Below are 25,433 nucleotides of genomic sequence, written 5' to 3'. Positions count from 1 at the left end.
TCCGATTATCTGCGCAGCGATGTTGGCAGCACCCTGAACCTTGATGGCGGTGAACTGGTTCTCGGACGCGACATTCATCAAACTTCGGAAATATCAGGGACAGTTACCGGTAGTGGTTTGCTGGATATCTATGGTTCGCTGGATATTGACGAGGAAAGCGATCTCAGCGGGCTGAGTGCGACAATTGATATCGAGCAGTATGCCGACGTGTATAGCTGGAATGCGGCTCTCGGCACCGGAAACATTGTGGTTGACGGGACGTTGTACATGGATGCACCAGCTGGTGAACTGAGTAATAATCTCAGCGGCAGTGGCAGCATTTGGGCGAAGAGTGCGCTTACCGTCAGCGGCGACAACGATGATTTTAGCGGCACCTGGACCATCGGTAAGGACAGCAGCCTCACTGTGATGAACGCCCCGGCGTTGGGCACAGGCAATGTTGTTGATGGCGGCACCCTGTATCTGGGCGGCACTGAAGACTGGACTCTGAACAGCGGTAACGTGATTAGCGATTACGCCATGTATGACGGCAACAATCTCGTAGACGCGAGCGCAGGTAAAGTGGTGAAACAGGATGCCAACACCATTACTATCGCCAATTCCAATACCTACAGCGGTGAAACTCGCGTTAGCGAAGGAACATTGTGGCTGACGGATACCGGAGTAATTGGCGCACCGGATGCGTCTGGTCAGGGGGCTGTAAATGTTGACTCTGGTGCCACCTTCGGCGGCAGCGGCGTCGTGAACGGCGATGTCTACAACGGTGGCAATATCGCCATGAGCCATGAAGGCGAAACGGACAACACGCTGACCATCAACGGTAACTACACTGGCGACAACGGTAATCTGTACCTCAATACGCAACTGGGCGATGACAGTTCACCAACCGATAAACTGGTCATCTCCGGTGATACTTCTGGTAACACGACGGTCTATGTTGCTAACGTCAATGGTAAAGGAGCACAGACGAAAAATGGTATCGAAGTGATCGACGTTGGCGGTCAGTCAGATGGAACATTTGAGCAGGGAAATCAGGTACAGATTGGATTGTACGAATATCGTCTCTATGAAGACGGTGGCGACTGGTATTTACGTTCGCAATCCACCGTTCCTCCGCAACCAGATGATGGCGGTGATGTTCCGCCAGTCCCCGATGATGATGATACCCCGGTAACGCCGCAGTATCGTCCTGATATTGGTGTTTACGTGGGTAACCAGTGGATGGTGCGTAACCTGCAAATGCAGACGTTGTATGATCGCGAAGGTAGCCAGTACCGCAACGAGGACGGTAGTGTCTGGATGCGTTTCAAAGCGGGGAATGCGCAGTCACAGGCGGCAGATGGTCATGTTGATATTGACAACAACTATTCACAATTCCAGTTGGGCGGGGACATTCTGGCGTGGGGTAACGGTGAGCAGAGTCTGAAAGTAGGGCTGATGGCCAGTTACATCAATGCTGATACGGACAGCGAAGGTAACCGTGGTGCAGATGGCAGCCAGTTCAGTGCAACAGGGAATGTCGATGGTTACAATCTCGGAGTATATGCGACCTGGTTTGCTGATGCGCAAAACCATCAAGGAGCTTATGTCGATAGCTGGTATCAGTATGGTTTCTACAACAACAGCGTACAGAATGGCGATGTGGGTACAGAAGGATATGACTCCACAGCACAAGCGGTATCGCTGGAAGGTGGCTACCGTTATGATATTGCGCTGGAAAATCAAAATATTATCAGTATTACGCCACAGGCACAGATCGTCTGGCAACGTTATGATGCCGACAGCGTCATCGACAACAACGGCACTCGTATTGACGATCAGGATAGTGATAACTGGAACACCCGTCTGGGGTTGCGTGTGGATGGCAAATTGCACAGGAACGCAACATCCATTATCCAGCCGTTTGCCGAAGTGAACTGGTTGTACACTAGCGGCGATGTTTCAGTTTCGTTCGATGGCGCGGAGGTGAAACAGGATATCCCGTCTAATCGAGCGCAGGCGAAAGTAGGGATTCAGGCGAACCTAGACAGCCAGTGGAGTATTACTGGCCAGGTCGTTGGTGAGACGGGAAGCCATAACTACAACGATCTTAATGGCGGTCTGAACCTGCGTTACAGTTGGTAAAATACAGAGGGCTTACCCGGAGTTGTTTCGCCGCCGGGTAAGTAAATGTATCAGGCTTATGTGAGTCGTAGAGCCTTATTTAAAGTCGGCTTATTTCGAGCATGGATGTCAAATAAGCTGACTTTCCTCACCTTCCGCAGAGCGAAAGCTAATGCTTACTAACGTGCCACCGCCGGAAGGTTGCGAAAAAGTCAGCGTCCCACCCAATCTTTCCGCGCGCTCACGCATGATATTCAGACCATAATGGCCTTCGGGTTCCTCCGGTTCACCGATGCCAATACCGTTGTCGCGAATATAAACTGTGTGATTGCCATCCGGCGCGGTGACGCAGCTAACGGCAATTTCGCTGGCGTTGGCGTGCTTCATGGCGTTCAGCACCGCTTCGCGAATAATTTGCAACAAATGCACCTGCATCTGCGCATCCAGCGCCAGGGTTGGCAGACGGCAGTCGAGCGTCAGTTTGGCGCTGGTTTGGTTTTGTAATGTATCCAGCATTTCACGCAGCGCAGAGGGAAGATCCGCCTGCTGTAGCGTCAGGCGGAAAGTAGTCAACAGCTCGCGTAATTGCCGATAAGCATCATTCAGCGCCTGGGAGAAATCGGCCATGATACTTTGTGCAGTGGCGTTATCTTCGGGTATCGAACGCTTCAGTAACGTCAACTGGATACGTAAGTAAGAAAGCACCTGGGCCAGCGAGTCGTGTAGTTCGCGGGCGATGGTCGCACGTTCTTCCATCAACAGTAACTGCTGAAAATGCTTCTGCGCCTGATTAAAGTACAAACCGCGTCCCAGCATCGACGAAACGCTGTTAAGTAGTGGTTCTGATGATGACACGTGGCTATTTTGCCAGTGCAACTCGCCGTAAACCGTCTCTTGCATGGTGACCGGTAAAATCTGCATTGGCAGCTCAGGATTTGGCTTCCCTTCGCTAATCCGCCAGTTATCCCCAACGTTCAGCTCCAGATATTCAGCCGCTTCATTGTCGCGAACAATCTGCAAAATATGGCGGAAACAATGCACATCAATCTGGCTGGTGTTCAGTGCCTGCGAACACTGATACAACACCTCCAGGCGACGCTTGGCCTCGTGGAGATCGCGAGTTTTTTCTTCTACTGACGCTTCCAGCGAGCGGTACAACTTATGCAGCTCGCTCGACATCTGGTTAAAGGTTTTTGCAAGCAGGCCCAGTTCATTGGGTAGGCTGGTATCCAGCGGCGGCGAGTCGAACTGCCCGTGTTCAATACGCTGACTGGCGGTAACCAGTTGATTCAGCGGGGCTACCACCTGATGGCGTATGCGGCGCAAAGTAAAAAAGACCAGCGTGAAAATGCCAATACCGCCAGCCAGCGAAATCGCCACCACCAGCAGCATTTTTCGTTCGGCGTAGTGCTGTAGAGCCAGCACGAACAGGTCTATCTGATTGACATAATTATTAATATTGGCCTGATACCACGGCAAATCACCCTTGATGAGCCGATTATTCATCTCCAGCCAGTTGGCATTCAGATGCGCATAACGGGCTTTTACTGCCTCTGGCACATACCAGACGTTGAGATTGGTTAATACCGGTGAATGCAGTGCCTGCTGGAACAGTTGGCGGTGTGCGTTAAGCTGTGGACTTCCGCTTTGCAGATCGTAACCCAGACGATAACTCTGCATACGCAGCGATCCGGCAATATTGATAGCCTCAGCGTCGCGCAAACTGCTCGCCAGAGTTAGCAGAGCGATACCCGTGGAAAGAATCGACAGCAGCACAATGTAAAAAAAGGCCCGGGCCAGACTGGCCGAGACGGGGCGTTTGACAATCACACGCGTCTTCTCCACATAAAATAATGAATGTTACAGCTCGCTGAAACGCAATTTGATAAGCGATGAGATTATTTGATCTGCCACAGTTTATAGCGAAATAGTTACTTGTTCTGGGCACATGAACATTGCCGATCCCCGTCTAAGTCGGGTAATAACAACACTCATATAAAGAATAAGGTTTTTACAACCAAAAAAGAAGGTCGTTATGAATCGTTTTATTATGGCCAACAGTCAGCAATGTCTGGGGTGCCATGCTTGTGAAGTGGCCTGTGTGATGGCTCACAATGATGAGCAACACGTGTTGAGTCAGCACCATTTTCACCCCCGAATTACGGTTATTAAACATCAGCAGCAACGTAGCGCAGTGACTTGTCACCATTGTGAAGATGCGCCCTGCGCCCGTAGCTGCCCTAATGGCGCGATCAGCCACGTTGATGACAGCATTCAGGTCAATCAGCAAAAGTGTATTGGCTGTAAATCCTGCGTGGTGGCCTGTCCATTTGGTACGATGCAAATCGTCCTGACGCCCGTCGCGGAAGGCAAAGTTAAAGCCACCGCGCATAAATGCGACCTGTGTGCAGGGCGCGAAAACGGCCCTGCCTGTGTCGAGAATTGCCCGGCGGACGCGCTGCAACTGGTCACTGACGCTGCACTCTCCGGCATGGCGAAATCCCGCCGCCTGCGCACCGCGCGCCAGGAACATCAACCGTGGCATGCCAGTACCGCGGCACAAGAAATGCCGGTAATGAGTAAAGTCGAGCAAATGCAGGCAACGCCCGCGCGTGGCGAGCCGGATAAACTGGCGATTGAAGCGCGCAAAACTGGTTTTGATGAAATTTATCTGCCGTTTCGTGCCGACCAGGCTCAACGGGAAGCCTCGCGCTGCCTGAAGTGCGGCGAGCATAGCGTCTGTGAATGGACCTGCCCGTTGCATAACCACATTCCACAATGGATTGAACTGGTGAAATCTGGAAACATCGACGCCGCCGTTGAGCTTTCTCACCAGACCAACACCCTGCCGGAAATTACCGGACGCGTCTGCCCGCAAGACCGTCTGTGCGAAGGTGCCTGTACTATTCGCGATGAGCACGGTGCGGTGACTATCGGCAATATTGAACGCTACATTTCGGATCAGGCGCTGGCGAAAGGCTGGCGTCCTGACTTAAGTCATGTCACCAAAGTGGACAAGCGGGTGGCGATTATCGGTGCGGGTCCGGCAGGACTGGCCTGTGCGGATGTTCTGACCCGCAATGGCGTGGCGGTGACGGTGTACGATCGCCATCCCGAAATCGGTGGCTTGCTCACTTTCGGCATTCCTTCTTTCAAACTGGATAAATCCCTGCTGGCACGCCGTCGGGAAATCTTCAGCGCGATGGGGATTCACTTCGAACTCAATTGTGAAGTGGGTAAAGATGTCTCTTTGGATTCGCTTTTGGAACAATACGACGCGGTCTTTGTTGGCGTAGGCACTTACCGTTCCATGAAAGCGGGTTTACCCAATGAAGATGCGCCGGGCGTTTATGATGCGCTGCCGTTCCTCATCGCCAACACTAAACAGGTGATGGGACTTGAAGAGCTACCGGAAGAGCCATTTATTAATACCGCAGGGATGAATGTGGTAGTACTGGGCGGTGGGGATACCGCGATGGATTGTGTACGTACTGCGCTGCGCCACGGCGCGAGCAACGTCACCTGTGCCTACCGTCGTGATGAAGCCAACATGCCAGGTTCGAAAAAAGAGGTGAAGAACGCCCGCGAAGAGGGGGCGAACTTTGAGTTTAATGTTCAGCCAGTGGCGATTGAGCTGAATGAACAAGGTCATGTCTGCGGGATTCGTTTCCTGCGCACGCGTCTTGGCGAAGCGGATGCACAAGGGCGTCGGCGACCTGTACCGATTGAGGGCAGTGAATTTGTGATGCCAGCCGACGCGGTGATCATGGCGTTTGGCTTCAACCCGCACGGGATGCCGTGGCTGGAGTCGCACGGTGTAACGGTGGATAAATGGGGACGCATCGTGGCGGACGTTGAAAGCCAGTACCGTTACCAGACCACCAATCCGAAAATCTTCGCCGGTGGCGATGCCGTGCGTGGTGCGGATCTGGTGGTTACCGCAATGGCAGAAGGACGTCATGCGGCACAGGGGATCATTGACTGGCTGGGCGTAAAATCAGTCAAATCTCACTGATAGCCTGCGCAGACAAACCCGACTTCACAGCGTAAGATAATTGTTCATTTCGCGCTGTGGAGTCGGTATGACGCAACAAATCACCCTCGTTAAAGACAAAATTCTCTCCGATAACTATTTCACCCTGCACAACATTACCTACGATCTTACCCGCAAAGATGGCGAAGTTATCCGCCATAAACGTGAAGTGTACGATCGCGGTAATGGTGCGACGATCCTCCTGTACAACGCGAAGAAAAAGACCGTGGTTCTGATTCGTCAGTTCCGCGTCGCTACCTGGGTTAATGGCAATGAAAGCGGGCAGCTGATTGAAACCTGCGCCGGGCTGCTGGATAACGACGAACCGGAAGTGTGCATTCGCAAAGAGGCGATTGAAGAGACGGGTTATGAAGTGGGCGAAGTGCGCAAATTATTTGAACTGTATATGTCGCCAGGCGGTGTGACTGAGCTAATCCACTTTTTTATCGCCGAATACAGTGACAATCAGCGCGCTAACGCCGGTGGCGGTGTCGAAGATGAAGATATTGAAGTGCTCGAGCTGCCGTTCAGCCAGGCGCTGGAGATGATCAAAACCGGTGAGATACGAGACGGTAAGACGGTGTTATTGCTTAACTATTTGCAAACGTCACATTTAATGGACTGAAAAATAACAATAATATTTCGTAGTTTATTATTGGCTCAATCCGATAAATCCGATTGAGCCGCGCTACCTGCGCAACGAAGATACGACTTGTGCTGTTTGTTTGAACTTCTGGGGTCGTACCGTCCATGCGCTATCGCATTTTCCTTCTCTTTTTTTTCGCTTTGTTGCCGACGTCTTTGGCGTGGGCGGCACCAGCGCAACGGGCGTTTTCCGACTGGCAGGTCACCTGTAATAACCAAAACTTCTGCGTGGCGCGCAATACTGGCGATCATAATGGACTGGTGATGACCCTGAGCCGCAGCGCCGGGGCGCATACCGACGCCGTTTTACGTATTGAGCGCGGCGGGTTGAAATCACCGGATGTGTCGGAAGGGGAAATAGCGCCACGGCTGCTGTTAGATGGTGAGCCGTTGGCGTTAAGTGGTGACAAGTGGCGGATTTCATCATGGTTATTAGTAACCGATGATACGGCAACCATCACCGCGTTTTTGCAGATGATTCAGGAAGGCAAGGCAATCACCTTACGCGATGGCGATCAGACCATTTCTTTGAATGGCTTAAAAGCGGCGTTGTTGTTTATTGATGCCCAGCAAAAGCGCGTTGGCAGTGAAACCGCGTGGATAAAGAAAGGGGACGAGCCGCCGCTCAGCGTACCGCCCGCGCCTGCGTTGAAAGAGGTCGCGGTGGTTAACCCAACGCCGACGCCACTCTCACTCGAAGAACGTAACGATTTGCTGGATTACGGTAACTGGCGGATGAATGGTCTGCGCTGCTCGCTTGATCCATTGCGGCGTGAGGTGAGCGTTACAGCACTGACCGATGATAAAGCGCTGATGATGATTAGCTGTGAGGCAGGGGCCTATAACACCATTGATTTGGCATGGATTGTGTCGCGTAAAAAGCCGCTTGCCTCGCGCCCGGTACGGTTACGTTTGCCGTTCAACAACGGTCAGGAGACGAATGAACTGGAACTGATGAACGCAGCATTCGATGAAAAAACGCGTGAACTGGTGACCTTAGCGAAAGGTCGCGGATTAAGCGATTGTGGCATTCAGGCGCGCTGGCGTTTTGACGGCCAGCGTTTTCGACTGGTGCGCTACGCCGCAGAACCGACCTGCGATAACTGGCATGGGCCAGACGCCTGGCCCACGTTGTGGATCACCCGTTAAACATCATGGCGTGGACATGTAGGCCAGATAAGACGCGTCAGCGTCGCATCCGGCAATCAGCATCAGGCACCTTTCACTCCCAGCACCTTATGGGCTTTTGCCACAATATTCTCGGCGGTAAAGCCAAAGAACGGGAACAGCTTATCCGCCGGAGCAGACTCCCCGTAACCCGTCATCCCGACAATCGCCCCTTTCAAACCAACATATTTGTACCAGTAATCGGCTATACCCGCTTCTACCGCCACGCGGGCCGCAACGTTAGAAGGCAACACCGACTCGCGATATTCCTCATCCTGGGCGTCGAAAATATCGGTTGAGGGCAGGGAAACCACGCGAACATTGCGACCTTCTCCCGCCAGTTTCTCTGCCGCTTGCAGGGTAATTTCCATCTCTGATCCTGTGGCAATCAAAATGATATCTGGCTTGCCGCCGCTGTCTTTCAACACATAACCACCACGAGCAATCTCTTTAACCTGATCCGGTGTACGCTCAACCTGAGCCAGATTCTGCCTTGAGAGGATCAGCGCCGTCGGCCCGTTGTGGCGCTCAACCGCCAGCTTCCAGCCCACCGCTGCTTCCACCTGATCGCACGGTCGCCAGGTGCTGAAATTCGGCGTTAAGCGCAGACTGGCCAGCTGCTCCACCGCCTGGTGCGTCGGACCATCTTCGCCCAGGCCAATCGAGTCGTGGGTGTAAACCATAATCTGCCGCGCTTTCATCAGTGCAGCCATCCGCGCGGCATTACGGGCGTATTCAACAAACATCAGAAACGTTGCGGTATACGGCACAAAGCCACCGTGGTGTGCAATGCCGTTGGCAATAGCAGTCATACCAAATTCGCGTACCCCGTAGTGAATATAATTCCCTGCGGGATCTTCCTTCAGCGACACAGACCCTTTCCAGATGGTGAGGTTACTTGGGGCCAGATCCGCCGAACCACCGAGCAGCTCCGGTAGCATAGGGCCGTAGGCGTTAAGCGTATTTTGCGACGCTTTACGGGTAGCGATTTTTGCCGGATTCGCCTGCAACTCATTGATATATTTCTGAGTCGTTTTCTCCCAGTCCTTTGGCAGACCACCGCTCATTCGGCGAGTAAACTCTTCAGCCAGTTGTGGATGGGCCTTTTTATAAGCGGCAAACTTCTCATTCCAGCTCTGCTGGGCTTTTTCACCTTTTTCGCGGGCATCCCAGGCGTGATAAATCTCTTTGGGGATCTCAAAGGGTGGATGATGCCAGCCCAGTTTTTGCCGTGCCAGCGCGACTTCTTCTTCGCCCAGCGGAGCGCCATGCGCCTCTTCCTTACCCGCTTTATTAGGCGAACCAAAGCCAATCACCGTACGGCAGATAATCAACGACGGCTTATCTTTCACGCTTTGTGCTTTAAGGATCGCTTCCTTAACCGCCTGCGGATCGTGGCCGTCGATCTCGTGGACAACATGCCAGTGGTAGGCTTCAAACCGTTTTGCCGTATCGTCAGTAAACCAGCCTTCGGTTTCACCATCAATCGAAATACCGTTGTGATCGTAAAAGCCGATCAGCTTGCCGAGTCCCAGCGTTCCTGCCAGCGAACAGACTTCATGAGAGATGCCTTCCATCAGACAGCCGTCGCCCATAAACACGTAGGTGAAGTGATCGACAATCTCATGATCCGGTTGGTTAAACTGCGCTGCCAGCGTGCGCTCCGCTATCGCCAGTCCAACCGCGTTCGCCAAACCTTGTCCAAGTGGTCCGGTGGTGGTTTCAACACCTGGCGTATAGCCAATCTCCGGATGACCTGGGGTTTTCGAATGCAACTGACGGAAGTTCTTCAGCTCTTCCAGCGGCAGGTCATAACCAGTCAGATGTAGCAAACTGTAGAGCAACATCGAGGCGTGACCGTTGGAAAGAATAAAGCGGTCGCGGTCATACCAGGTCGGATCGGTGGGGTTATGTTTAAGAAAGTCGTTCCACAGCACTTCGGCAATATCGGCCATGCCCATCGGCGCGCCGGGATGACCAGAATTGGCTTTTTGCACCGCATCCATACTGAGCGCGCGAATCGCATTGGCAAGGTCTTTTCGGGACATAAAACACTCCGTGGCTGGTTTTAGAATTTGGCGGCAAGAAGATCTTCCAGTTTGCGTTGATCAACGGCGAACAGGCGGATGCCTTCAGACAGTTTTTCTACCGCCATCGGATCCTGATTATGCTCCCAACGAAATTCCGCTTCGCTCATCGGGGAGGGGCGAGGGAAGGATTGCGATGCCGGGATCAGTTTGCGAACCACTGGCGAAACTTTCTCCTGCAACTCCTTCAGCAAATTCGGCGCGATGGTCAGACGGTCACATCCGGTTAACGCGAGGATTTGTTCGGTACGACGGAAGCTGGCACCCATCACAATGGTTTCGTAGTGATGCTGCTTATAGTAGTCGTAGATGTTGCGCACAGATTTGACACCCGGATCTTCCTCTACCACATACGGATCCATCGGTTTGCGCGCCTGATACCAGTCATAAATACGACCTACAAACGGTGAAATCAGAAAAACGCCCGCTTCTGCACAGGCCCGTGCCTGAGCAAAGGAAAACAGCAGCGTCAGGTTGCAGTTAATGCCTTCTTTTTCCAGTTCTTCTGCTGCGCGAATTCCTTCCCAGGTTGAGGCTAGTTTTATCAGAATTCGTGATTTATCAACGCCTTGTTGTTGGTACAAGTCCACCAGGTGGCGCGCTTTTTCGATACTCTTTTCTTTGTCAAAAGAGAGGCGTGCGTCAACTTCTGTCGACACGCGACCGGGTACGATTTTGAGAATTTCTGTACCGAAATTGACTGCCAGTTTGTCGCAGGCCGCGACGACTTGTTGTTCCTGGGTCTTGCCATTTTTTTTACCCCAGGCAATAGCATCGTCTATTAAATGTTCATATTGTGATAAACCGGCAGCCTTGAGTAACAGCGAAGGATTGGTGGTGGCATCCTGGGGGTGGTAGTGGCGAATGGACTCAATATCACCGCTGTCTGCCACGACAGTGGTGAACTGTTTGATGCCGTCTAACTCGTTCATGGAAATACTCCTTGAAAAGTAAAGTGTTAGATGAGTGCGTTAATTCACACTTCTGAGAAATTTCGCTAAACGCATCAAAAAAGCATAGCAGACAGGCATGGTATTGCTGGATGAAGCAGGTAACATCGGTGTTATGGGATTATTACCAAAACATTATTTGATGGGGGAGAGTTTGGGCTTGCTCAGAGTCTCGACGCTCCGGCAAGGTAATAATGTGCGCCACGTTGTGGGCTGAGGCAGTTGCCCACACCTATTTTTGTGAACGTTACGTGAAAGGAACAACCAAATGGATGAGCAATTAAAACAAAGTGCACTTGATTTCCATGAATTTCCTGTACCAGGAAAAATCCAGGTTTCTCCGACCAAACCTCTGGCAACGCAGCGCGATCTGGCGCTGGCCTATTCACCGGGTGTCGCCGCGCCTTGTCTTGAAATCGAAAAAGATCCGTTAAACGCCTACAAATATACCGCGCGCGGTAACCTGGTGGCAGTTATCTCTAACGGTACTGCCGTGCTGGGGTTGGGTAATATTGGCGCGCTGGCAGGCAAACCGGTGATGGAAGGTAAGGGGGTTCTGTTTAAGAAATTCGCCGGGATAGATGTGTTTGACATCGAAGTTGATGAACTCGACCCGGACAAATTTATCGAAGTGGTCGCCGCACTTGAACCGACCTTCGGCGGTATCAACCTCGAAGATATTAAAGCGCCAGAATGTTTCTATATTGAACAGAAACTGCGCCAGCGGATGAACATTCCGGTATTCCATGACGACCAACACGGGACGGCAATCATCAGCACCGCCGCCATTCTCAACGGCTTACGCGTAGTAGAGAAAAATATCTCCGACGTACGGATGGTAGTTTCTGGTGCGGGCGCAGCGGCAATTGCCTGTATGAACCTGCTGGTGGCGCTGGGTCTGCAAAAACATAACATCGTGGTGTGCGATTCAAAAGGTGTTATTTATCAGGGTCGTGAGCCGAACATGGCGGAAACCAAAGCGGCTTACGCGGTGGTGGATGACGGCAAACGTACCCTCGACGATGTGATTGAAGGCGCGGATATTTTCCTTGGTTGTTCCGGCCCGAAAGTGCTGACTCAGGAAATGGTGAAGAAAATGGCCCGCGCGCCGATGATCCTGGCGTTGGCGAACCCGGAACCGGAAATTCTGCCGCCGCTGGCGAAAGAAGTGCGTCCGGATGCCATCATCTGTACCGGTCGTTCCGACTATCCGAACCAGGTTAACAACGTGCTTTGCTTCCCGTTCATCTTCCGAGGCGCGCTGGATGTTGGCGCAACGGCTATCAATGAAGAGATGAAACTGGCGGCAGTCCGCGCAATTGCGGAACTGGCCCATGCCGAACAGAGTGAAGTGGTGGCTTCTGCGTATGGCGATCAGGATCTGAGCTTTGGCCCTGAATACATCATTCCAAAACCGTTTGATCCGCGCCTGATCGTTAAGATCGCCCCTGCGGTTGCCAAAGCGGCAATGGAGTCCGGCGTGGCGACGCGCCCGATTGCCGATTTTGACGTCTACATCGACAAGCTGACTGAGTTCGTTTACAAAACCAACCTGTTTATGAAGCCGATATTCTCCCAGGCTCGCAAAGCGCCGAAGCGCGTTGTTCTGCCGGAAGGGGAAGAGGCGCGCGTTCTGCATGCGACGCAGGAACTGGTAACCCTGGGACTGGCAAAACCGATCCTTATTGGCCGTCCGAACGTGATCGAAATGCGTATTCAGAAACTGGGCTTGCAGATCAAAGCGGGCGTTGATTTTGAGATCGTCAATAACGAATCCGATCCACGCTTTAAAGAGTACTGGAGCGAATACTTCCAGATCATGAAACGTCGTGGTGTCACTCAGGAACAGGCACAACGTGCGCTGATCAGTAACCCGACGGTGATCGGTGCGATCATGGTTCAGCGTGGTGAAGCCGATGCGATGATCTGCGGAACGGTGGGCGATTATCACGAACACTTTAGCGTAGTGAAAAATGTCTTTGGTTATCGCGATGGCGTTCACACCGCAGGCGCAATGAACGCGCTGTTGCTGCCAAGTGGTAATACCTTTATTGCTGATACCTATGTTAATGATGACCCAGACGCAGAAGAGCTGGCGGAGATCACGCTGATGGCGGCAGAAACTGTCCGTCGTTTCGGTATTGAGCCGCGCGTTGCCTTACTGTCGCACTCTAACTTCGGTTCTTCTGACTGCCCGTCGTCGAGCAAAATGCGTAAAGCGCTGGAGCTGGTCAGGGAACGTGCGCCTGAGCTGATGATTGATGGCGAAATGCACGGTGATGCGGCGCTGGTAGAAGCGATTCGCAACGACCGTATGCCGGACAGTACCCTGAAAGGTTCCGCTAATATTCTGGTGATGCCGAACATGGAAGCTGCTCGTATTAGTTACAACTTACTGCGCGTTTCCAGCTCGGAAGGTGTCACCGTCGGCCCGGTACTGATGGGCGTGGCGAAACCGGTTCACGTGTTAACGCCGATCGCGTCAGTACGTCGTATCGTCAACATGGTGGCGCTCGCCGTGGTTGAAGCGCAAACCCAACCGCTGTAATTCTTCCTTAACTATCACGCTTACCCTGAGTAATTCGGGGTAAGCGATTTTTATATTATCAATACGTCTTACTACTTTTACTAATAGCAAATAAATTACCCGACATAAAAATAAAGTAATATCTTTATATTTATTCATGCTCTGCATATGAAAGTTTATCTATCACGGTAAATATCTCTCCATTCTTAGTGATCTACCTCACCTTTTAAACGCGTTTGCCGAATTTTGTTATTTACTCTGACGAAAAATTGTCACGATACACGCACGTTTTTTACAGGCGGCGACTCATGGACAAAGAACGCATCATTCAGGAATTTGTACCCGGGAAACAGGTCACGCTGGCGCATCTGATTGCGCATCCGGGTGAAGAACTGGCGAAGAAAATCGGCGTTCCGGATGCTGGCGCAATTGGCATTATGACGCTAACTCCCGGAGAAACAGCGATGATTGCCGGTGATTTAGCATTAAAAGCTGCCGATGTACACATCGGTTTTCTCGACCGCTTCAGCGGCGCATTGGTGATTTATGGCTCGGTGGGCGCAGTCGAAGAAGCGTTATCACAAACCGTCAGCGGTTTAGGGCGTTTATTAAATTATACGCTGTGTGAAATGACCAAAAGTTAATACGAGGCATTCATGAAGCGAATTGCGTTTGTGGGTAGCGTCGGGGCAGGAAAAACAACGTTATTTAATGCGTTGCAGGGAGATTATACCCTCGCCAGAAAAACACAGGCCGTGGAATTTAATGATAATGGCGATATTGATACTCCGGGTGAATATTTTAGCCATCCCCGTTGGTATCACGCCTTAATAACCACGCTACAGGATGTGGACATGCTGATATATGTCCACGGCGCAAATGATCCAGAAAGCCGATTACCTGCCGGGCTGCTGGATATTGGCGCCAGTAAACGGCAAATCGCCGTCATCAGTAAAACGGACATGCCGGATGCTGACGTCACCGCAACGCGACAGTTATTGCTTGAGACTGGCTTTGAAGAGCCAATTTTCGCGCTAAACAACCATGACCCGCAAAGCGTGCAGCAACTGGTGGATTATCTGGCATCTCTCACCGAACAGGAGGAAGCAGGTGAAAAAACTCATCACAGCGAATGATATTCGTGAAGCACACGCGCGCGGCGAACAGGCAATGTCCGTGGTTCTGCGCGCCAGCATTATTACCCCTGAAGCGCGCGAAGTGGCGGATCTACTGGGTTTTACCATCACCGAGTGCGATGAATCGACGCCTGTAACGGCATCCGTTCCCGCCAGTGCGTCAGCCGATAAAACCGAAAGCCAGCGCATCCGCGAAACCATCATTGCCCAGCTGCCGGAAGGCCAGTTTACCGAAAGCCTGGTCGCGCAGCTGATGGAAAAAGTGATGAAGGAAAAGCAGTCGCTGGAGCAGGGGGCAATGCAGCCGAGCTTCAAATCGGTGACCGGCAAAGGCGGCATCAAAGTGATTGATGGCAGCAGCGTCAAGTTTGGTCGTTTCGATGGCGCTGAACCGCACTGCGTGGGCTTAACTGATCTTGTGACCGGAGACGACGGCAGCAGTATGGCCGCTGGTTTCATGCAGTGGGACAACGCCTTCTTCCCGTGGACCCTGAACTACGACGAAATCGACATGGTACTGGAAGGGGAACTGCATGTTCGCCACGAAGGCGAAACCATGATCGCCAAAGCGGGCGACGTGATGTTTATCCCGAAAGGATCCAGCATCGAATTTGGTACGACATCCAGCGTGAAATTCCTGTATGTCGCCTGGCCGGCTAACTGGCAATCCCTATGAAAGATTTCATCACCGAAGCATGGCTAAGAGCGAACCATACGCTCAGCGAAGGCGCAGAGAGCCATCTCCCTGCGGACAGTCGCCTGACGCCCTCTGCCCGGGAGTTGCTGGAAAGCCGCCATCTGCGCATCAAGTTTATTGACGAGCAGGGCAGCCTGTTTGTTGACGATGAACAGCAGCAGCCGCAGCCCGTTCACGGGCTGACCAGTAGCGATGAACATCCGCAGGCGTGCTGCGAACTGTGCCGCCAGCCGGTGGCAAAAAAGCCGGATACGCTGACTCACCTGTCGGCGGAAAAAATGGTCGCCAAAAGCGATCCGCGTCTGGGTTTTCGCGCGGTTCTCGACAGCACCATTGCGCTGGCAGTGTGGCTGCAAATTGAACTGTCGGAACCGTGGCAGCCGTGGCTGGCGGATATCCGTTCGCGTCTTGGCAACATTATGCGTGCCGATACGCTGGGGGAACCGCTGGGCGATCAAGCGATTGTCGGGCTTTCTGACGAAGATCTGCATCGGCTTTCTCACCAGCCGCTGCGCTATCTCGACCACGATCATCTGGTGCCGGAAGCCAGCCACGGGCGTGATGCGGCGTTGCTCAATCTGCTGCGCACCAAAGTGCGGGAAACCGAAACTGTAGCGGCGCAGGTCTTTATCACCCGCAGTTTTGAAGTATTACGCCCGGACATCTTGCAGGCGCTGAACCGCCTTTCGAGCACGGTTTACGTGATGATGATCCTGAGCGTAACGAAGCAGCCGCTAACGGTGAAGCAGATCCAACAACGACTGGGGGAGACGCAATGATTATTGAACGTTGTCGTGAACTGGCGTTGCGAGCGCCCGCCAGAGTGGTTTTTCCAGATGCTTTAGACCAACGTGTACTGAAAGCTGCGCAATATTTACATCAACAAGGTCTGGCAACGCCCATTCTGGTCGCCAATCCGTTTGAACTTCGCCAGTTTGCGCTCAGTCACGGCGTGGCGATGGACGGGCTACAGGTGATTGATCCGCATGGCAACCTCGCAATGCGGGAAGAATTTGCTCATCGCTGGCTGGCCCGCGCGGGCGAAAAAACGCCGCCGGATGCGCTGGAAAAACTCACCGAACCGCTGATGTTCGCCGCCGCAATGGTCAGCGCCGGTAAAGCGGATGTCTGCATTGCGGGCAACCTCTCTTCCACGGCGAATGTGCTGCGTGCCGGATTACGCATTATTGGCTTGCAGTCTGGCTGTAAAACGCTCTCTTCCATTTTCCTGATGCTGCCACAGTACAGCGGCCCGGCGTTGGGCTTTGCCGATTGCAGCGTGGTGCCACAGCCGACGGCGGCACAGCTGGCGGATATCGCGCTTGCCAGCGCCGAAACCTGGCAGGCCATCACCGGAGAAGAGCCGCGCGTGGCGATGCTGTCGTTTTCCAGCAACGGTAGCGCCCGTCACCCCTGCGTTGCCAATGTGCAACAGGCGACAGACATCGTCCGTGAACGCGCACCGCAGCTGGTGGTGGATGGAGAATTACAGTTTGACGCCGCCTTTGTGCCGGATGTCGCGGCGCAAAAAGCGCCTGCCAGCCCGCTACAGGGCCAAGCTAATGTGATGGTTTTTCCGTCCCTGGAAGCCGGAAATATTGGCTACAAAATCGCACAACGGCTTGGCGGATATCGTGCCGTCGGGCCATTGATACAAGGACTTGCCGCGCCGATGCACGATCTCTCTCGTGGTTGTAGCGTGCAGGAAATTATCGAACTGGCGCTGGTGGCAGCCGTACCGCGTCAGACAGAAGTGAATCGCGAAAGCAGTTTACAAACACTGGTTGAATGAACGGTCCCGTTCTGGACCCTGATAAAGAGGAAAACACAATGGAAGCATTAGGAATGATCGAAACCCGGGGCCTGGTTGCACTGATTGAGGCTTCTGACGCGATGGTGAAAGCTGCGCGCGTCAAACTGGTCGGCGTGAAGCAGATTGGCGGCGGCCTGTGTACTGCCATGGTTCGCGGTGATGTTGCAGCCTGTAAAGCCGCGACCGATGCCGGTGCCGCAGCGGCACAGCGTATCGGCGAGCTGGTATCCGTACACGTTATCCCGCGTCCGCACGGCGACCTGGAAGAAGTCTTCCCGATCGGCCTGAAAGGCGATAGCAGCAACCTGTAATCATCCTGTGTGACGTCGATTCGGGCGTCACGCTCTCTCCTTTTTCATTTTACCTTCCGCGGAGGGTAGGGGGAGCTTTTACCTGAAATACGCCACGGAGGCGGGTATGAAACTGGCAGTCGTCACTGGACAAATTGTTTGTACCGTACGCCATCACGGACTGGCGCATGACAAATTGCTGATGGTGGAAATGATTGATCCACAAGGTAATCCTGACGGGCAATGTGCTGTCGCCATCGACAATATTGGCGCGGGAACCGGGGAGTGGGTGTTGCTGGTGAGTGGCAGTTCCGCCCGCCTGGCGCATAAAAGCGAAACGTCACCGGTCGATCTGTGCGTGATTGGCATCGTCGATGAGGTGGTGTCTGGCGGTCAGGTTATTTTCCACAAATAAGGCAGAACATCATGAATCAACAGGATATTGAACAGGTGGTGAAAGCGGTACTGCTGAAAATGCAAAGCAGTGACACGCCGCCCGCCGCCGTTCATGAGATGGGCGTTTTCGCTTCCCTGGATGACGCCGTTGCGGCAGCCAAAATTGCCCAGCAAGGGTTAAAGAGCGTGGCAATGCGCCAGTTGGCGATAACAGCCATTCGTGAAGCAGGCGAAAAACACGCCAGAGATTTAGCGGAACTTGCCGTCAGTGAAACCGGCATGGGTCGCGTCGAAGATAAATTTGCCAAAAACGTCGCCCAGGCGCGCGGCACACCAGGCGTTGAGTGTCTCTCTCCGCAGGTGCTGACGGGCGACAACGGCCTGACCTTAATTGAAAACGCGCCCTGGGGCGTGGTGGCTTCGGTGACGCCTTCCACTAACCCGGCGGCAACCGTAATTAATAACGCCATCAGCCTGATTGCCGCGGGCAACAGCGTCATTTTTGCCCCGCATCCGGCGGCGAAAAAAGTCTCCCAGCGGGCGATTACGCTGCTCAACCAGGCGATTGTTGCCGCAGGCGGGCCGGAAAACTTACTGGTTACCGTGGCAAACCCGGATATCGAAACCGCGCAACGCTTGTTCAAGTTTCCGGGTATCGGCTTGCTGGTGGTGACCGGCGGCGAAGCGGTAGTGGAAGCGGCGCGCAAACACACCAATAAACGCCTGATTGCCGCAGGTGCCGGTAACCCGCCAGTGGTGGTGGATGAAACCGCCGACCTCGCCCGTGCCGCTCAGTCCATCGTCAAAGGCGCTTCTTTCGATAACAACATCATCTGTGCCGATGAAAAGGTGCTGATTGTTGTTGATAGCGTAGCCGATGAACTGATGCGTCTGATGGAAGGCCAGCACGCGGTGAAACTGACCGCAGAGCAGGCGCAGCAGCTGCAACCGGTGTTGCTGAAAAATATCGACGAGCGCGGAAAAGGTACTGTCAGCCGTGACTGGGTAGGTCGCGATGCGGCGAAAATCGCGGCGGCAATCGGCCTTAAAGTTCCGGAACAAACGCGATTGCTGTTTGTAGAAACCACCGCAGAACATCCGTTTGCGGTGACCGAACTGATGATGCCGGTGCTGCCCGTCGTGCGCGTGGCCAACGTGGCGGATGCCATTGCGCTGGCGGTGAAACTGGAAGGCGGTTGCCACCACACGGCGGCAATGCACTCGCGCAATATTGAGAACATGAACCAGATGGCGAACGCCATTGATACCAGCATTTTCGTTAAGAACGGACCGTGCATTGCCGGGCTGGGGCTAGGCGGGGAAGGCTGGACCACCATGACCATCACCACGCCAACCGGTGAAGGGGTAACCAGCGCGCGTACTTTTGTCCGTCTGCGTCGCTGTGTATTAGTCGATGCGTTTCGCATTGTTTAAGGAGTAACCGATGGCGCACGACGAACAATGGCTCACCCCTCGTCTGCAAACTGCGGCAACGCTGTGTAACCAGACGCCCGCCGCGACGGAATCTCCGCTGTGGTTAGGGGTGGATCTGGGCACCTGCGATGTGGTGTCGATGGTTGTCGACCGTGACGGTCAGCCGATGGCGGTATGCCTCGACTGGGCCGATGTGGTTCGCGACGGCATCGTCTGGGATTTCTTCGGCGCTGTCACCATTGTTCGTCGCCATCTCGACACGCTCGAGCAGCAATTCGGTCGCCGTTTTAGCCATGCGGCGACCTCATTTCCTCCTGGTACGGACCCGCGTATATCCATCAACGTGCTGGAATCCGCCGGGCTGGAAGTGAGCCATGTGCTGGATGAGCCAACTGCAGTTGCGGATCTGCTGCAACTGGATAACGCAGGTGTAGTGGATATCGGCGGCGGCACCACCGGTATTGCCATCGTGAAAAAGGGCAAGGTGACTTACTCGGCGGATGAAGCCACCGGCGGACATCACATCTCTCTGACTCTCGCCGGAAATCGTCGTATTTCGCTGGAAGAGGCAGAGCAGTACAAGCGCGGACATGGTGAAGAGATTTGGCCCGCGGTGAAACCGGTGTACGAAAAAATGGCGGACATTGTCGCCCGGCATATTGAAGGGCAGGGCATTACTGATTTATGGCTGGCGGGCGGCTCCTGTATGCAACCGGGCGTGGCGGAACTGTTTCGCAAACAATTCCCGGCGTTACAGGTGCATCTACCGCAGCACAGTTTGTTTATGACCCCGCTGGCGATTGCCAGTAGCGGGCGAGAGAAAGCGGAGGGGCTATATGCAAAATGAATTGCAGAGCGCGCTCTTTCAGGCGTTCGATACCCTGAATCTGCAACGGGTAAAAACATTTAGCGTCCCGCCTGTCACACTCTGCGGTCTGGGCGCAGTGAGCAGTTGCGGGCAGGAAACACAAACGCGCGGGCTGAAACATTTGTTTGTGATGGCGGATGGCTTTTTGCATCAGTCGGGGATGACCGCCGGGCTGATTCGCAGTCTGACCGTCAAAGGTATCGCTATGACGCTCTGGCCGTGTCCGGTGGGCGAACCGTGCATTACTGACGTGTGCGCAGCCGTGGCGCAGCTGCGCGAATCAGGCTGCGATGGTGTCATCGCGTTTGGCGGTGGCTCGGTGCTCGATGCAGCGAAAGCCGTGGCGTTGCTGGTGACGAATTCCGATAGCACGCTGGCAAAAATGTCAGAAACCAGCGTTCTGCAACCACGATTGCCGCTGATTGCCATTCCAACGACCGCCGGAACCGGCTCTGAAACGACTAACGTGACGGTGATTATCGATGCGGTAAGCGGGCGCAAACAGGTGTTAGCACATGCCTCGCTGATGCCGGATGTCGCGATTCTCGACGCTGCGCTAACCGAAGGCGTGCCGTCGCATGTCACGGCGATGACCGGTATCGATGCGTTAACTCACGCCATTGAAGCGTATAGCGCGCTGAACGCCACCCCATTTACCGACAGCCTGGCGATTGGCGCCATTGCGATGATTGGTCAATCGCTGCCGAAAGCGGTGGGCTACGGTCATGACCTTGCCGCGCGCGAGAGCATGTTGCTGGCTTCATGCATGGCGGGAATGGCGTTTTCCAGTGCGGGGCTTGGGTTATGCCACGCGATGGCGCATCAGCCGGGGGCGGCGCTGCATATTCCGCACGGTCTGGCGAACGCCATGTTGCTGCCAACGGTGATGGAATTTAACCGGATGGTTTGTCGTGATCGGTTTAGCCAGGTTGGTCGGGCGCTGCGAACTAAAAAATCCGACGATCGTGACGCTATTAATGCGGTAAGTGAGCTGATAGCGGAAGTTGGGATCAACAAGCGGCTGGCTGATGTGGGTGCAACAACCGGGCATTACGGTGCATGGGCGCAGGCCGCGCAGGAAGATATTTGTCTGCGCAGCAACCCGCGTACCGCCAGCCTGGAGCAGATTGTCGGCCTGTACGCAGCGGCGCAATAAATGCCGGATGCGACGCTTGTCGCGTCTTATCCGGCCTGGGGGATTGCACATGTAGGGCGGATAAGGCGTTTACGCCGCATCCGCCAATAAATAATAACTAACAGGGAGTAAAGGCGATGGGAATTAACGAAATCATCATGTACATCATGATGTTCTTTATGCTGATAGCTGCCGTAGACAGGATCCTGTCGCAGTTCGGCGGTTCTGCTCGTTTCCTCGGTAAGTTCGGTAAAAGTATCGAAGGATCGGGCGGGCAGTTCGAAGAAGGTTTTATGGCAATGGGCGCACTGGGCCTGGCGATGGTCGGTATGACCGCGCTGGCACCGGTACTGGCCCACGTACTCGGGCCGGTGATTATCCCGGTTTACGAAATGCTCGGCGCAAACCCGTCAATGTTCGCCGGAACGCTGCTGGCGTGCGATATGGGCGGCTTCTTCCTCGCCAAAGAGCTTGCGGGCGGCGACGTAGCAGCGTGGCTATACTCTGGGTTAATTCTCGGGTCGATGATGGGGCCAACGATTGTGTTTTCCATTCCGGTGGCGCTCGGCATTATCGAACCTTCTGACCGTCGTTATCTGGCGCTCGGCGTGCTGGCGGGCATTGTGACCATTCCGATTGGCTGTATCGCCGGTGGCCTGGTGGCTATGTACTCCGGTGTACAGATCAACGGCCAGCCGGTGGAATTCACCTTTGCGCTGATCCTGATGAACATGATCCCGGTACTTATCGTCGCGGTATTGGTGGCGCTGGGGCTGAAATTCATCCCGGAAAAAATGATCAACGGCTTCCAGATCTTCGCCAAATTCCTCGTCGCATTGATCACCCTTGGTCTTGCCGCTGCGGTAGTGAAATTCCTGCTCGGCTGGGAACTGATCCCCGGTCTGGATCCTATCTTTATGGCCCCTGGCGATAAACCCGGTGAAGTGATGCGCGCCATTGAAGTTATCGGCTCTATCTCCTGCGTGCTATTAGGGGCGTATCCGATGGTGCTGTTGCTGACCCGCTGGTTTGAAAAACCGCTGATGAGCGTCGGTAAAGTGCTGAATATGAACAACATCGCGGCAGCCGGCATGGTGGCAACGCTTGCTAACAACATCCCGATGTTCGGCATGATGAAGCAGATGGATACCCGCGGCAAAGTCATCAACTGCGCCTTCGCCGTTTCCGCAGCCTTCGCTCTGGGCGACCACTTAGGCTTCGCCGCGGCCAACATGAACGCCATGATCTTCCCGATGATTGTCGGCAAGTTGATCGGCGGCGTAACGGCAATTGGCGTGGCGATGATGCTGGTGCCAAAAGAAGACGCGACCGCGGCTAAAACCGAAGTGGAGGCGCAATCGTGAACACTCGCCAGCTGCTGAGCGTCGGTATTGATATCGGCACCACCACCACCCAGGTGATCTTCTCCCACCTGGAGTTGGTTAACCGTGCGGCGGTGTCGCAGGTGCCGCGTTACGAATTCATCAAACGCGAAATTAGCTGGCAAAGTCCGGTGTTCTTTACCCCTGTCGATAAACAGGGCGGTTTAAAAGAAGCGGAGCTGAAAACCTTAATCCTCGAGCAATATCAGGCTGCGGGCATTGCGCCGGAAAGCGTTGATTCCGGGGCCATCATCATCACCGGAGAAAGCGCGAAAACCCGCAATGCCCGTCCGGCGGTGATGACGCTCTCCCAGTCATTGGGCGATTTTGTGGTCGCCAGCGCCGGGCCGCATCTCGAATCCGTCATTGCGGGCCACGGTGCCGGGGCGCAAACCCTCTCTGAACAACGGCTGTGTCGGGTACTGAATATCGACATCGGCGGCGGCACGGCGAACTACGCCCTGTTCGAAGCCGGAAAAATCAGTGGTACTGCCTGCCTCAACGTTGGCGGTCGCCTGTTGGAAACCGATAGCCAGGGGGGCGTGGTTTACGCTCATAAACCGGGGCAGATGATTGTGGATGAGTGTTTCGGCGCAGGCTCTGACGCCCGTTCGCTGACTGGCGCACAGCTGGTGCAGGTTACCCGGCGGATGGCAGAACTGATTGTCGAAGTGATTGACGGAACGCTCTCGCCGCTCGCGCAGGCATTGATGCAAACCGGTTTACTGCCCGCAGGCGTTACGCCCGAAATCATTACGCTTTCTGGCGGCGTGGGTGAATGTTATCGCCACCAGCCCGCCGATCCGTTCTGTTTTGCTGATATTGGCCCGCTTCTGGCAACGGCGCTGCATGACCATCCGCGCCTGCGTGAGATGAACGTGCAGTTTCCGGCGCAAACCGTGCGCGCCACGGTGATTGGCGCGGGCGCACATACCCTTTCGCTCTCTGGCAGCACAATCTGGCTGGAGGGCGTACAACTGCCGCTGCGTAATTTGCCGGTGGCGATCCCAATTGATGAAACGGATCTGGTGAGTGCCTGGCAACAGGCGCTAATTCAACTGGATCTTGATCCCAAAACTGACGCGTACGTGCTGGCGCTTCCCGCCTCGCTGCCTGTGCGTTACGCCGCGGTACTGACGGTCATCAACGCGCTGGTCGATTTCGTCGCGCGTTTTCCGAATCCGCATCCCCTGCTGGTGGTGGCCGGGCAGGACTTTGGTAAAGCTCTGGGCATGTTGTTGCGCCCACAGCTACAACAACTCCCGTTGGCAGTCATTGACGAAGTGATTGTCCGCGCGGGGGACTATATCGACATTGGTACGCCTCTTTTTGGCGGATCGGTTGTGCCGGTGACGGTGAAATCACTCGCATTTCCTTCCTGAGGGAACGACTTATGAAACTAAAGACCACATTGTTCGGCAATGTATATCAGTTTAAGGATGTAAAAGAGGTGCTGGCTAAAGCCAACGAACTGCGTTCGGGGGATGTGCTGGCGGGCGTTGCAGCGGCAAGCTCACAGGAGCGCGTGGCGGCAAAGCAGGTGTTGTCGGAAATGACCGTAGCGGACATCCGCAATAATCCGGTGATTGCCTATGAAGATGACTGCGTCACGCGGCTGATTCAGGACGACGTCAACGAAACGGCCTACAACCAGATTAAAAACTGGAGCATCAGCGAACTGCGTGAGTATGTGCTGAGCGACGAAACCAGCGTTGATGACATTGCTTTTACCCGCAAAGGGCTGACCTCGGAAGTGGTGGCGGCGGTAGCGAAGATTTGCTCTAACGCGGACCTGATCTACGGCGCGAAGAAAATGCCGGTTATCAAAAAGGCCAATACCACCATCGGTATTCCTGGCACCTTTAGCGCCCGTTTGCAGCCGAACGATACCCGTGACGACGTGCAAAGTATCGCCGCGCAAATCTACGAAGGGCTTTCCTTCGGGGTGGGCGATGCGGTGATTGGCGTCAACCCGGTAACTGACGACGTGGAAAATTTAAGCCGCGTGTTGGACACCATCTATGGCGTGATCGACAAATACAACATTCCGACCCAGGGCTGCGTGCTGGCGCACGTCACCACCCAGATTGAAGCAATTCGTCGCGGCGCGCCGGGCGGGCTGATTTTCCAGAGTATCTGCGGCAGCGAAAAAGGGCTGAAAGAGTTTGGCGTGGAGCTGGCGATGCTCGACGAAGCGCGCGCAGTGGGCGCGGAGTTCAACCGTATCGCCGGGGAAAACTGCCTCTACTTCGAAACCGGGCAAGGTTCTGCGCTGTCCGCTGGCGCTAACTTCGGCGCGGACCAGGTGACGATGGAAGCGCGTAACTATGGGCTGGCGCGTCATTACGATCCGTTTATCGTCAACACCGTGGTCGGTTTTATTGGGCCGGAGTATCTCTACAACGACCGCCAGATTATCCGTGCGGGCTTAGAAGATCACTTTATGGGCAAGCTGAGCGGCATCTCTATGGGCTGTGACTGCTGCTACACCAACCACGCTGACGCTGACCAGAACCTCAACGAAAACCTGATGATCCTGCTCGCCACCGCAGGCTGCAACTACATCATGGGGATGCCGCTGGGCGATGACATCATGCTCAACTATCAGACCACCGCATTCCACGACACTGCCACTGTGCGTCAGTTACTCAACCTGCGCCCGTCACCGGAGTTTGAACGCTGGCTGGAAAGCATGGGCATTATGGCAAACGGTCGCCTGACCAAACGGGCGGGCGATCCGTCACTGTTCTTCTGATGACGCGGAGATAAC

General features: G+C 54.2%; 21 protein-coding genes. 18 read left to right on the top strand and 3 right to left on the bottom strand.

What is annotated here, in order from left to right; genetic code table 11:
* Positions 1 to 408: 408 nt before the first annotated feature.
* Positions 409 to 2,124 (top strand): autotransporter outer membrane beta-barrel domain-containing protein, encoded by a 1,716-nt coding sequence (locus D9741_RS15930; protein ID WP_276320346.1) that lies wholly within the window; start codon positions 409 to 411, stop codon positions 2,122 to 2,124.
* Between the two features lie 108 nt (positions 2,125 to 2,232).
* Here D9741_RS15930 and narQ read toward each other — a convergent pair whose 3' ends face one another.
* Complete coding sequence (narQ, locus tag D9741_RS15925; RefSeq protein WP_130216796.1) at positions 2,233 to 3,933, bottom strand: nitrate/nitrite two-component system sensor histidine kinase NarQ; 1,701 nt, start codon at positions 3,931 to 3,933, stop codon at positions 2,233 to 2,235.
* 205 nt (positions 3,934 to 4,138) lie between these two features.
* Between narQ and aegA the strand changes: the two genes are divergently transcribed.
* From aegA to D9741_RS15910, 3 genes are all read left to right on the top strand, one after another.
* Positions 4,139 to 6,118 (top strand): formate-dependent uric acid utilization protein AegA, encoded by a 1,980-nt coding sequence (gene aegA / locus D9741_RS15920; protein ID WP_130216798.1) that lies wholly within the window; start codon positions 4,139 to 4,141, stop codon positions 6,116 to 6,118.
* A gap of 67 nt (positions 6,119 to 6,185) precedes the next feature.
* Positions 6,186 to 6,761, top strand: a complete 576-nt coding sequence (gene nudK / locus D9741_RS15915) for a GDP-mannose pyrophosphatase NudK (protein ID WP_130216800.1) — start codon at positions 6,186 to 6,188, stop codon at positions 6,759 to 6,761.
* Between the two features lie 125 nt (positions 6,762 to 6,886).
* Entirely contained in the window at positions 6,887 to 7,930 is a 1,044-nt protein-coding gene (locus D9741_RS15910) for a DUF1176 domain-containing protein (protein WP_130216802.1), read from the top strand.
* 62 nt (positions 7,931 to 7,992) lie between these two features.
* Here D9741_RS15910 and tkt read toward each other — a convergent pair whose 3' ends face one another.
* Both tkt and tal read right to left on the bottom strand, forming a co-directional pair.
* On the bottom strand, positions 7,993 to 9,996 hold the full coding sequence (tkt, locus tag D9741_RS15905; RefSeq protein ID WP_130216804.1) for a transketolase: 2,004 nt from the start codon (positions 9,994 to 9,996) through the stop codon (positions 7,993 to 7,995).
* Positions 9,997 to 10,016: 20 nt separating this feature from the next.
* On the bottom strand, positions 10,017 to 10,967 hold the full coding sequence (gene tal / locus D9741_RS15900) for a transaldolase (RefSeq protein ID WP_130216806.1): 951 nt from the start codon (positions 10,965 to 10,967) through the stop codon (positions 10,017 to 10,019).
* Positions 10,968 to 11,253: 286 nt separating this feature from the next.
* Between tal and maeB the strand changes: the two genes are divergently transcribed.
* The 14 genes from maeB to eutB all read left to right on the top strand — a co-directional run bounded on the left by maeB (position 11,254) and on the right by eutB (position 25,418).
* Positions 11,254 to 13,533 carry an NADP-dependent oxaloacetate-decarboxylating malate dehydrogenase gene (gene maeB, locus D9741_RS15895; protein WP_130216808.1) on the top strand — a complete coding sequence of 760 codons (2,280 nt, stop codon included), beginning with the start codon at positions 11,254 to 11,256 and terminating at the stop codon, positions 13,531 to 13,533.
* A 287-nt stretch (positions 13,534 to 13,820) separates the two neighbouring features.
* Complete coding sequence (gene eutS, locus D9741_RS15890) at positions 13,821 to 14,156, top strand: ethanolamine utilization microcompartment protein EutS (RefSeq protein WP_000356956.1); 336 nt, start codon at positions 13,821 to 13,823, stop codon at positions 14,154 to 14,156.
* Between the two features lie 12 nt (positions 14,157 to 14,168).
* The gene (gene eutP / locus D9741_RS15885; protein WP_000820758.1) at positions 14,169 to 14,648 is read left to right on the top strand and encodes an ethanolamine utilization acetate kinase EutP; all 480 of its coding nucleotides are present in this window, start codon (positions 14,169 to 14,171) and stop codon (positions 14,646 to 14,648) included.
* Positions 14,623 to 15,324 (top strand): ethanolamine utilization acetate kinase EutQ, encoded by a 702-nt coding sequence (gene eutQ / locus D9741_RS15880; protein ID WP_130216810.1) that lies wholly within the window; start codon positions 14,623 to 14,625, stop codon positions 15,322 to 15,324. The genes eutP and eutQ overlap by 26 nt, the downstream gene beginning before the upstream one ends.
* Positions 15,321 to 16,124, top strand: a complete 804-nt coding sequence (gene eutT / locus D9741_RS15875) for an ethanolamine utilization cob(I)yrinic acid a,c-diamide adenosyltransferase EutT (RefSeq protein ID WP_130216812.1) — start codon at positions 15,321 to 15,323, stop codon at positions 16,122 to 16,124. Before eutQ ends, eutT begins: the two co-directional genes overlap by 4 nt.
* Positions 16,121 to 17,137: a phosphate acetyltransferase gene (pta, locus tag D9741_RS15870; RefSeq protein ID WP_130216814.1), complete on the top strand. Its 1,017-nt coding sequence runs from the start codon at positions 16,121 to 16,123 to the stop codon at positions 17,135 to 17,137. The genes eutT and pta overlap by 4 nt, the downstream gene beginning before the upstream one ends.
* Before the next feature lie 38 nt (positions 17,138 to 17,175).
* The gene (gene eutM / locus D9741_RS15865) at positions 17,176 to 17,469 is read left to right on the top strand and encodes an ethanolamine utilization microcompartment protein EutM (RefSeq protein ID WP_000387713.1); all 294 of its coding nucleotides are present in this window, start codon (positions 17,176 to 17,178) and stop codon (positions 17,467 to 17,469) included.
* Positions 17,470 to 17,575: 106 nt separating this feature from the next.
* Positions 17,576 to 17,863: an ethanolamine utilization microcompartment protein EutN gene (gene eutN, locus D9741_RS15860; protein WP_130216816.1), complete on the top strand. Its 288-nt coding sequence runs from the start codon at positions 17,576 to 17,578 to the stop codon at positions 17,861 to 17,863.
* Between the two features lie 11 nt (positions 17,864 to 17,874).
* The gene (locus D9741_RS15855) at positions 17,875 to 19,278 is read left to right on the top strand and encodes an aldehyde dehydrogenase family protein (RefSeq protein ID WP_130216818.1); all 1,404 of its coding nucleotides are present in this window, start codon (positions 17,875 to 17,877) and stop codon (positions 19,276 to 19,278) included.
* A 10-nt stretch (positions 19,279 to 19,288) separates the two neighbouring features.
* Entirely contained in the window at positions 19,289 to 20,125 is an 837-nt protein-coding gene (eutJ, locus tag D9741_RS15850; RefSeq protein WP_130216820.1) for an ethanolamine utilization protein EutJ, read from the top strand.
* Complete coding sequence (eutG, locus tag D9741_RS15845) at positions 20,115 to 21,302, top strand: ethanolamine utilization ethanol dehydrogenase EutG (protein ID WP_130216822.1); 1,188 nt, start codon at positions 20,115 to 20,117, stop codon at positions 21,300 to 21,302. The genes eutJ and eutG overlap by 11 nt, the downstream gene beginning before the upstream one ends.
* Before the next feature lie 116 nt (positions 21,303 to 21,418).
* Entirely contained in the window at positions 21,419 to 22,645 is a 1,227-nt protein-coding gene (gene eutH, locus D9741_RS15840; RefSeq protein WP_000512387.1) for an ethanolamine utilization protein EutH, read from the top strand.
* Complete coding sequence (gene eutA, locus D9741_RS15835; RefSeq protein WP_130216824.1) at positions 22,642 to 24,045, top strand: ethanolamine ammonia-lyase reactivating factor EutA; 1,404 nt, start codon at positions 22,642 to 22,644, stop codon at positions 24,043 to 24,045. The genes eutH and eutA overlap by 4 nt, the downstream gene beginning before the upstream one ends.
* Before the next feature lie 11 nt (positions 24,046 to 24,056).
* Positions 24,057 to 25,418 (top strand): ethanolamine ammonia-lyase subunit alpha, encoded by a 1,362-nt coding sequence (gene eutB / locus D9741_RS15830; RefSeq protein WP_000769975.1) that lies wholly within the window; start codon positions 24,057 to 24,059, stop codon positions 25,416 to 25,418.
* Positions 25,419 to 25,433 lie beyond the last annotated feature (15 nt).

It is taken from the genome of Escherichia sp. E14V7 (assembly GCF_004212225.1).
Lineage (GTDB): Bacteria > Pseudomonadota > Gammaproteobacteria > Enterobacterales > Enterobacteriaceae > Escherichia.
This window is presented reverse-complemented; position numbering and strand designations above follow the sequence as displayed.

Coding starts and splice junctions, on each gene's coding strand:
- maeB (WP_130216808.1), top strand. CDS start 11,254: ATGGATGAGCAATTAAAACAAAGTGCACTTGATTTCCATGAATTTCCT.
- D9741_RS15855 (WP_130216818.1), top strand. CDS start 17,875: ATGAATCAACAGGATATTGAACAGGTGGTGAAAGCGGTACTGCTGAAA.
- pta (WP_130216814.1), top strand. CDS start 16,121: ATGATTATTGAACGTTGTCGTGAACTGGCGTTGCGAGCGCCCGCCAGA.
- eutM (WP_000387713.1), top strand. CDS start 17,176: ATGGAAGCATTAGGAATGATCGAAACCCGGGGCCTGGTTGCACTGATT.
- eutG (WP_130216822.1), top strand. CDS start 20,115: ATGCAAAATGAATTGCAGAGCGCGCTCTTTCAGGCGTTCGATACCCTG.
- aegA (WP_130216798.1), top strand. CDS start 4,139: ATGAATCGTTTTATTATGGCCAACAGTCAGCAATGTCTGGGGTGCCAT.
- D9741_RS15930 (WP_276320346.1), top strand. CDS start 409: ATGAACGCCCCGGCGTTGGGCACAGGCAATGTTGTTGATGGCGGCACC.
- eutP (WP_000820758.1), top strand. CDS start 14,169: ATGAAGCGAATTGCGTTTGTGGGTAGCGTCGGGGCAGGAAAAACAACG.
- eutJ (WP_130216820.1), top strand. CDS start 19,289: ATGGCGCACGACGAACAATGGCTCACCCCTCGTCTGCAAACTGCGGCA.
- tkt (WP_130216804.1), bottom strand. CDS start 9,996: ATGTCCCGAAAAGACCTTGCCAATGCGATTCGCGCGCTCAGTATGGAT.
- tal (WP_130216806.1), bottom strand. CDS start 10,967: ATGAACGAGTTAGACGGCATCAAACAGTTCACCACTGTCGTGGCAGAC.
- eutT (WP_130216812.1), top strand. CDS start 15,321: ATGAAAGATTTCATCACCGAAGCATGGCTAAGAGCGAACCATACGCTC.
- eutB (WP_000769975.1), top strand. CDS start 24,057: ATGAAACTAAAGACCACATTGTTCGGCAATGTATATCAGTTTAAGGAT.
- eutS (WP_000356956.1), top strand. CDS start 13,821: ATGGACAAAGAACGCATCATTCAGGAATTTGTACCCGGGAAACAGGTC.
- nudK (WP_130216800.1), top strand. CDS start 6,186: ATGACGCAACAAATCACCCTCGTTAAAGACAAAATTCTCTCCGATAAC.
- eutN (WP_130216816.1), top strand. CDS start 17,576: ATGAAACTGGCAGTCGTCACTGGACAAATTGTTTGTACCGTACGCCAT.
- eutH (WP_000512387.1), top strand. CDS start 21,419: ATGGGAATTAACGAAATCATCATGTACATCATGATGTTCTTTATGCTG.
- D9741_RS15910 (WP_130216802.1), top strand. CDS start 6,887: ATGCGCTATCGCATTTTCCTTCTCTTTTTTTTCGCTTTGTTGCCGACG.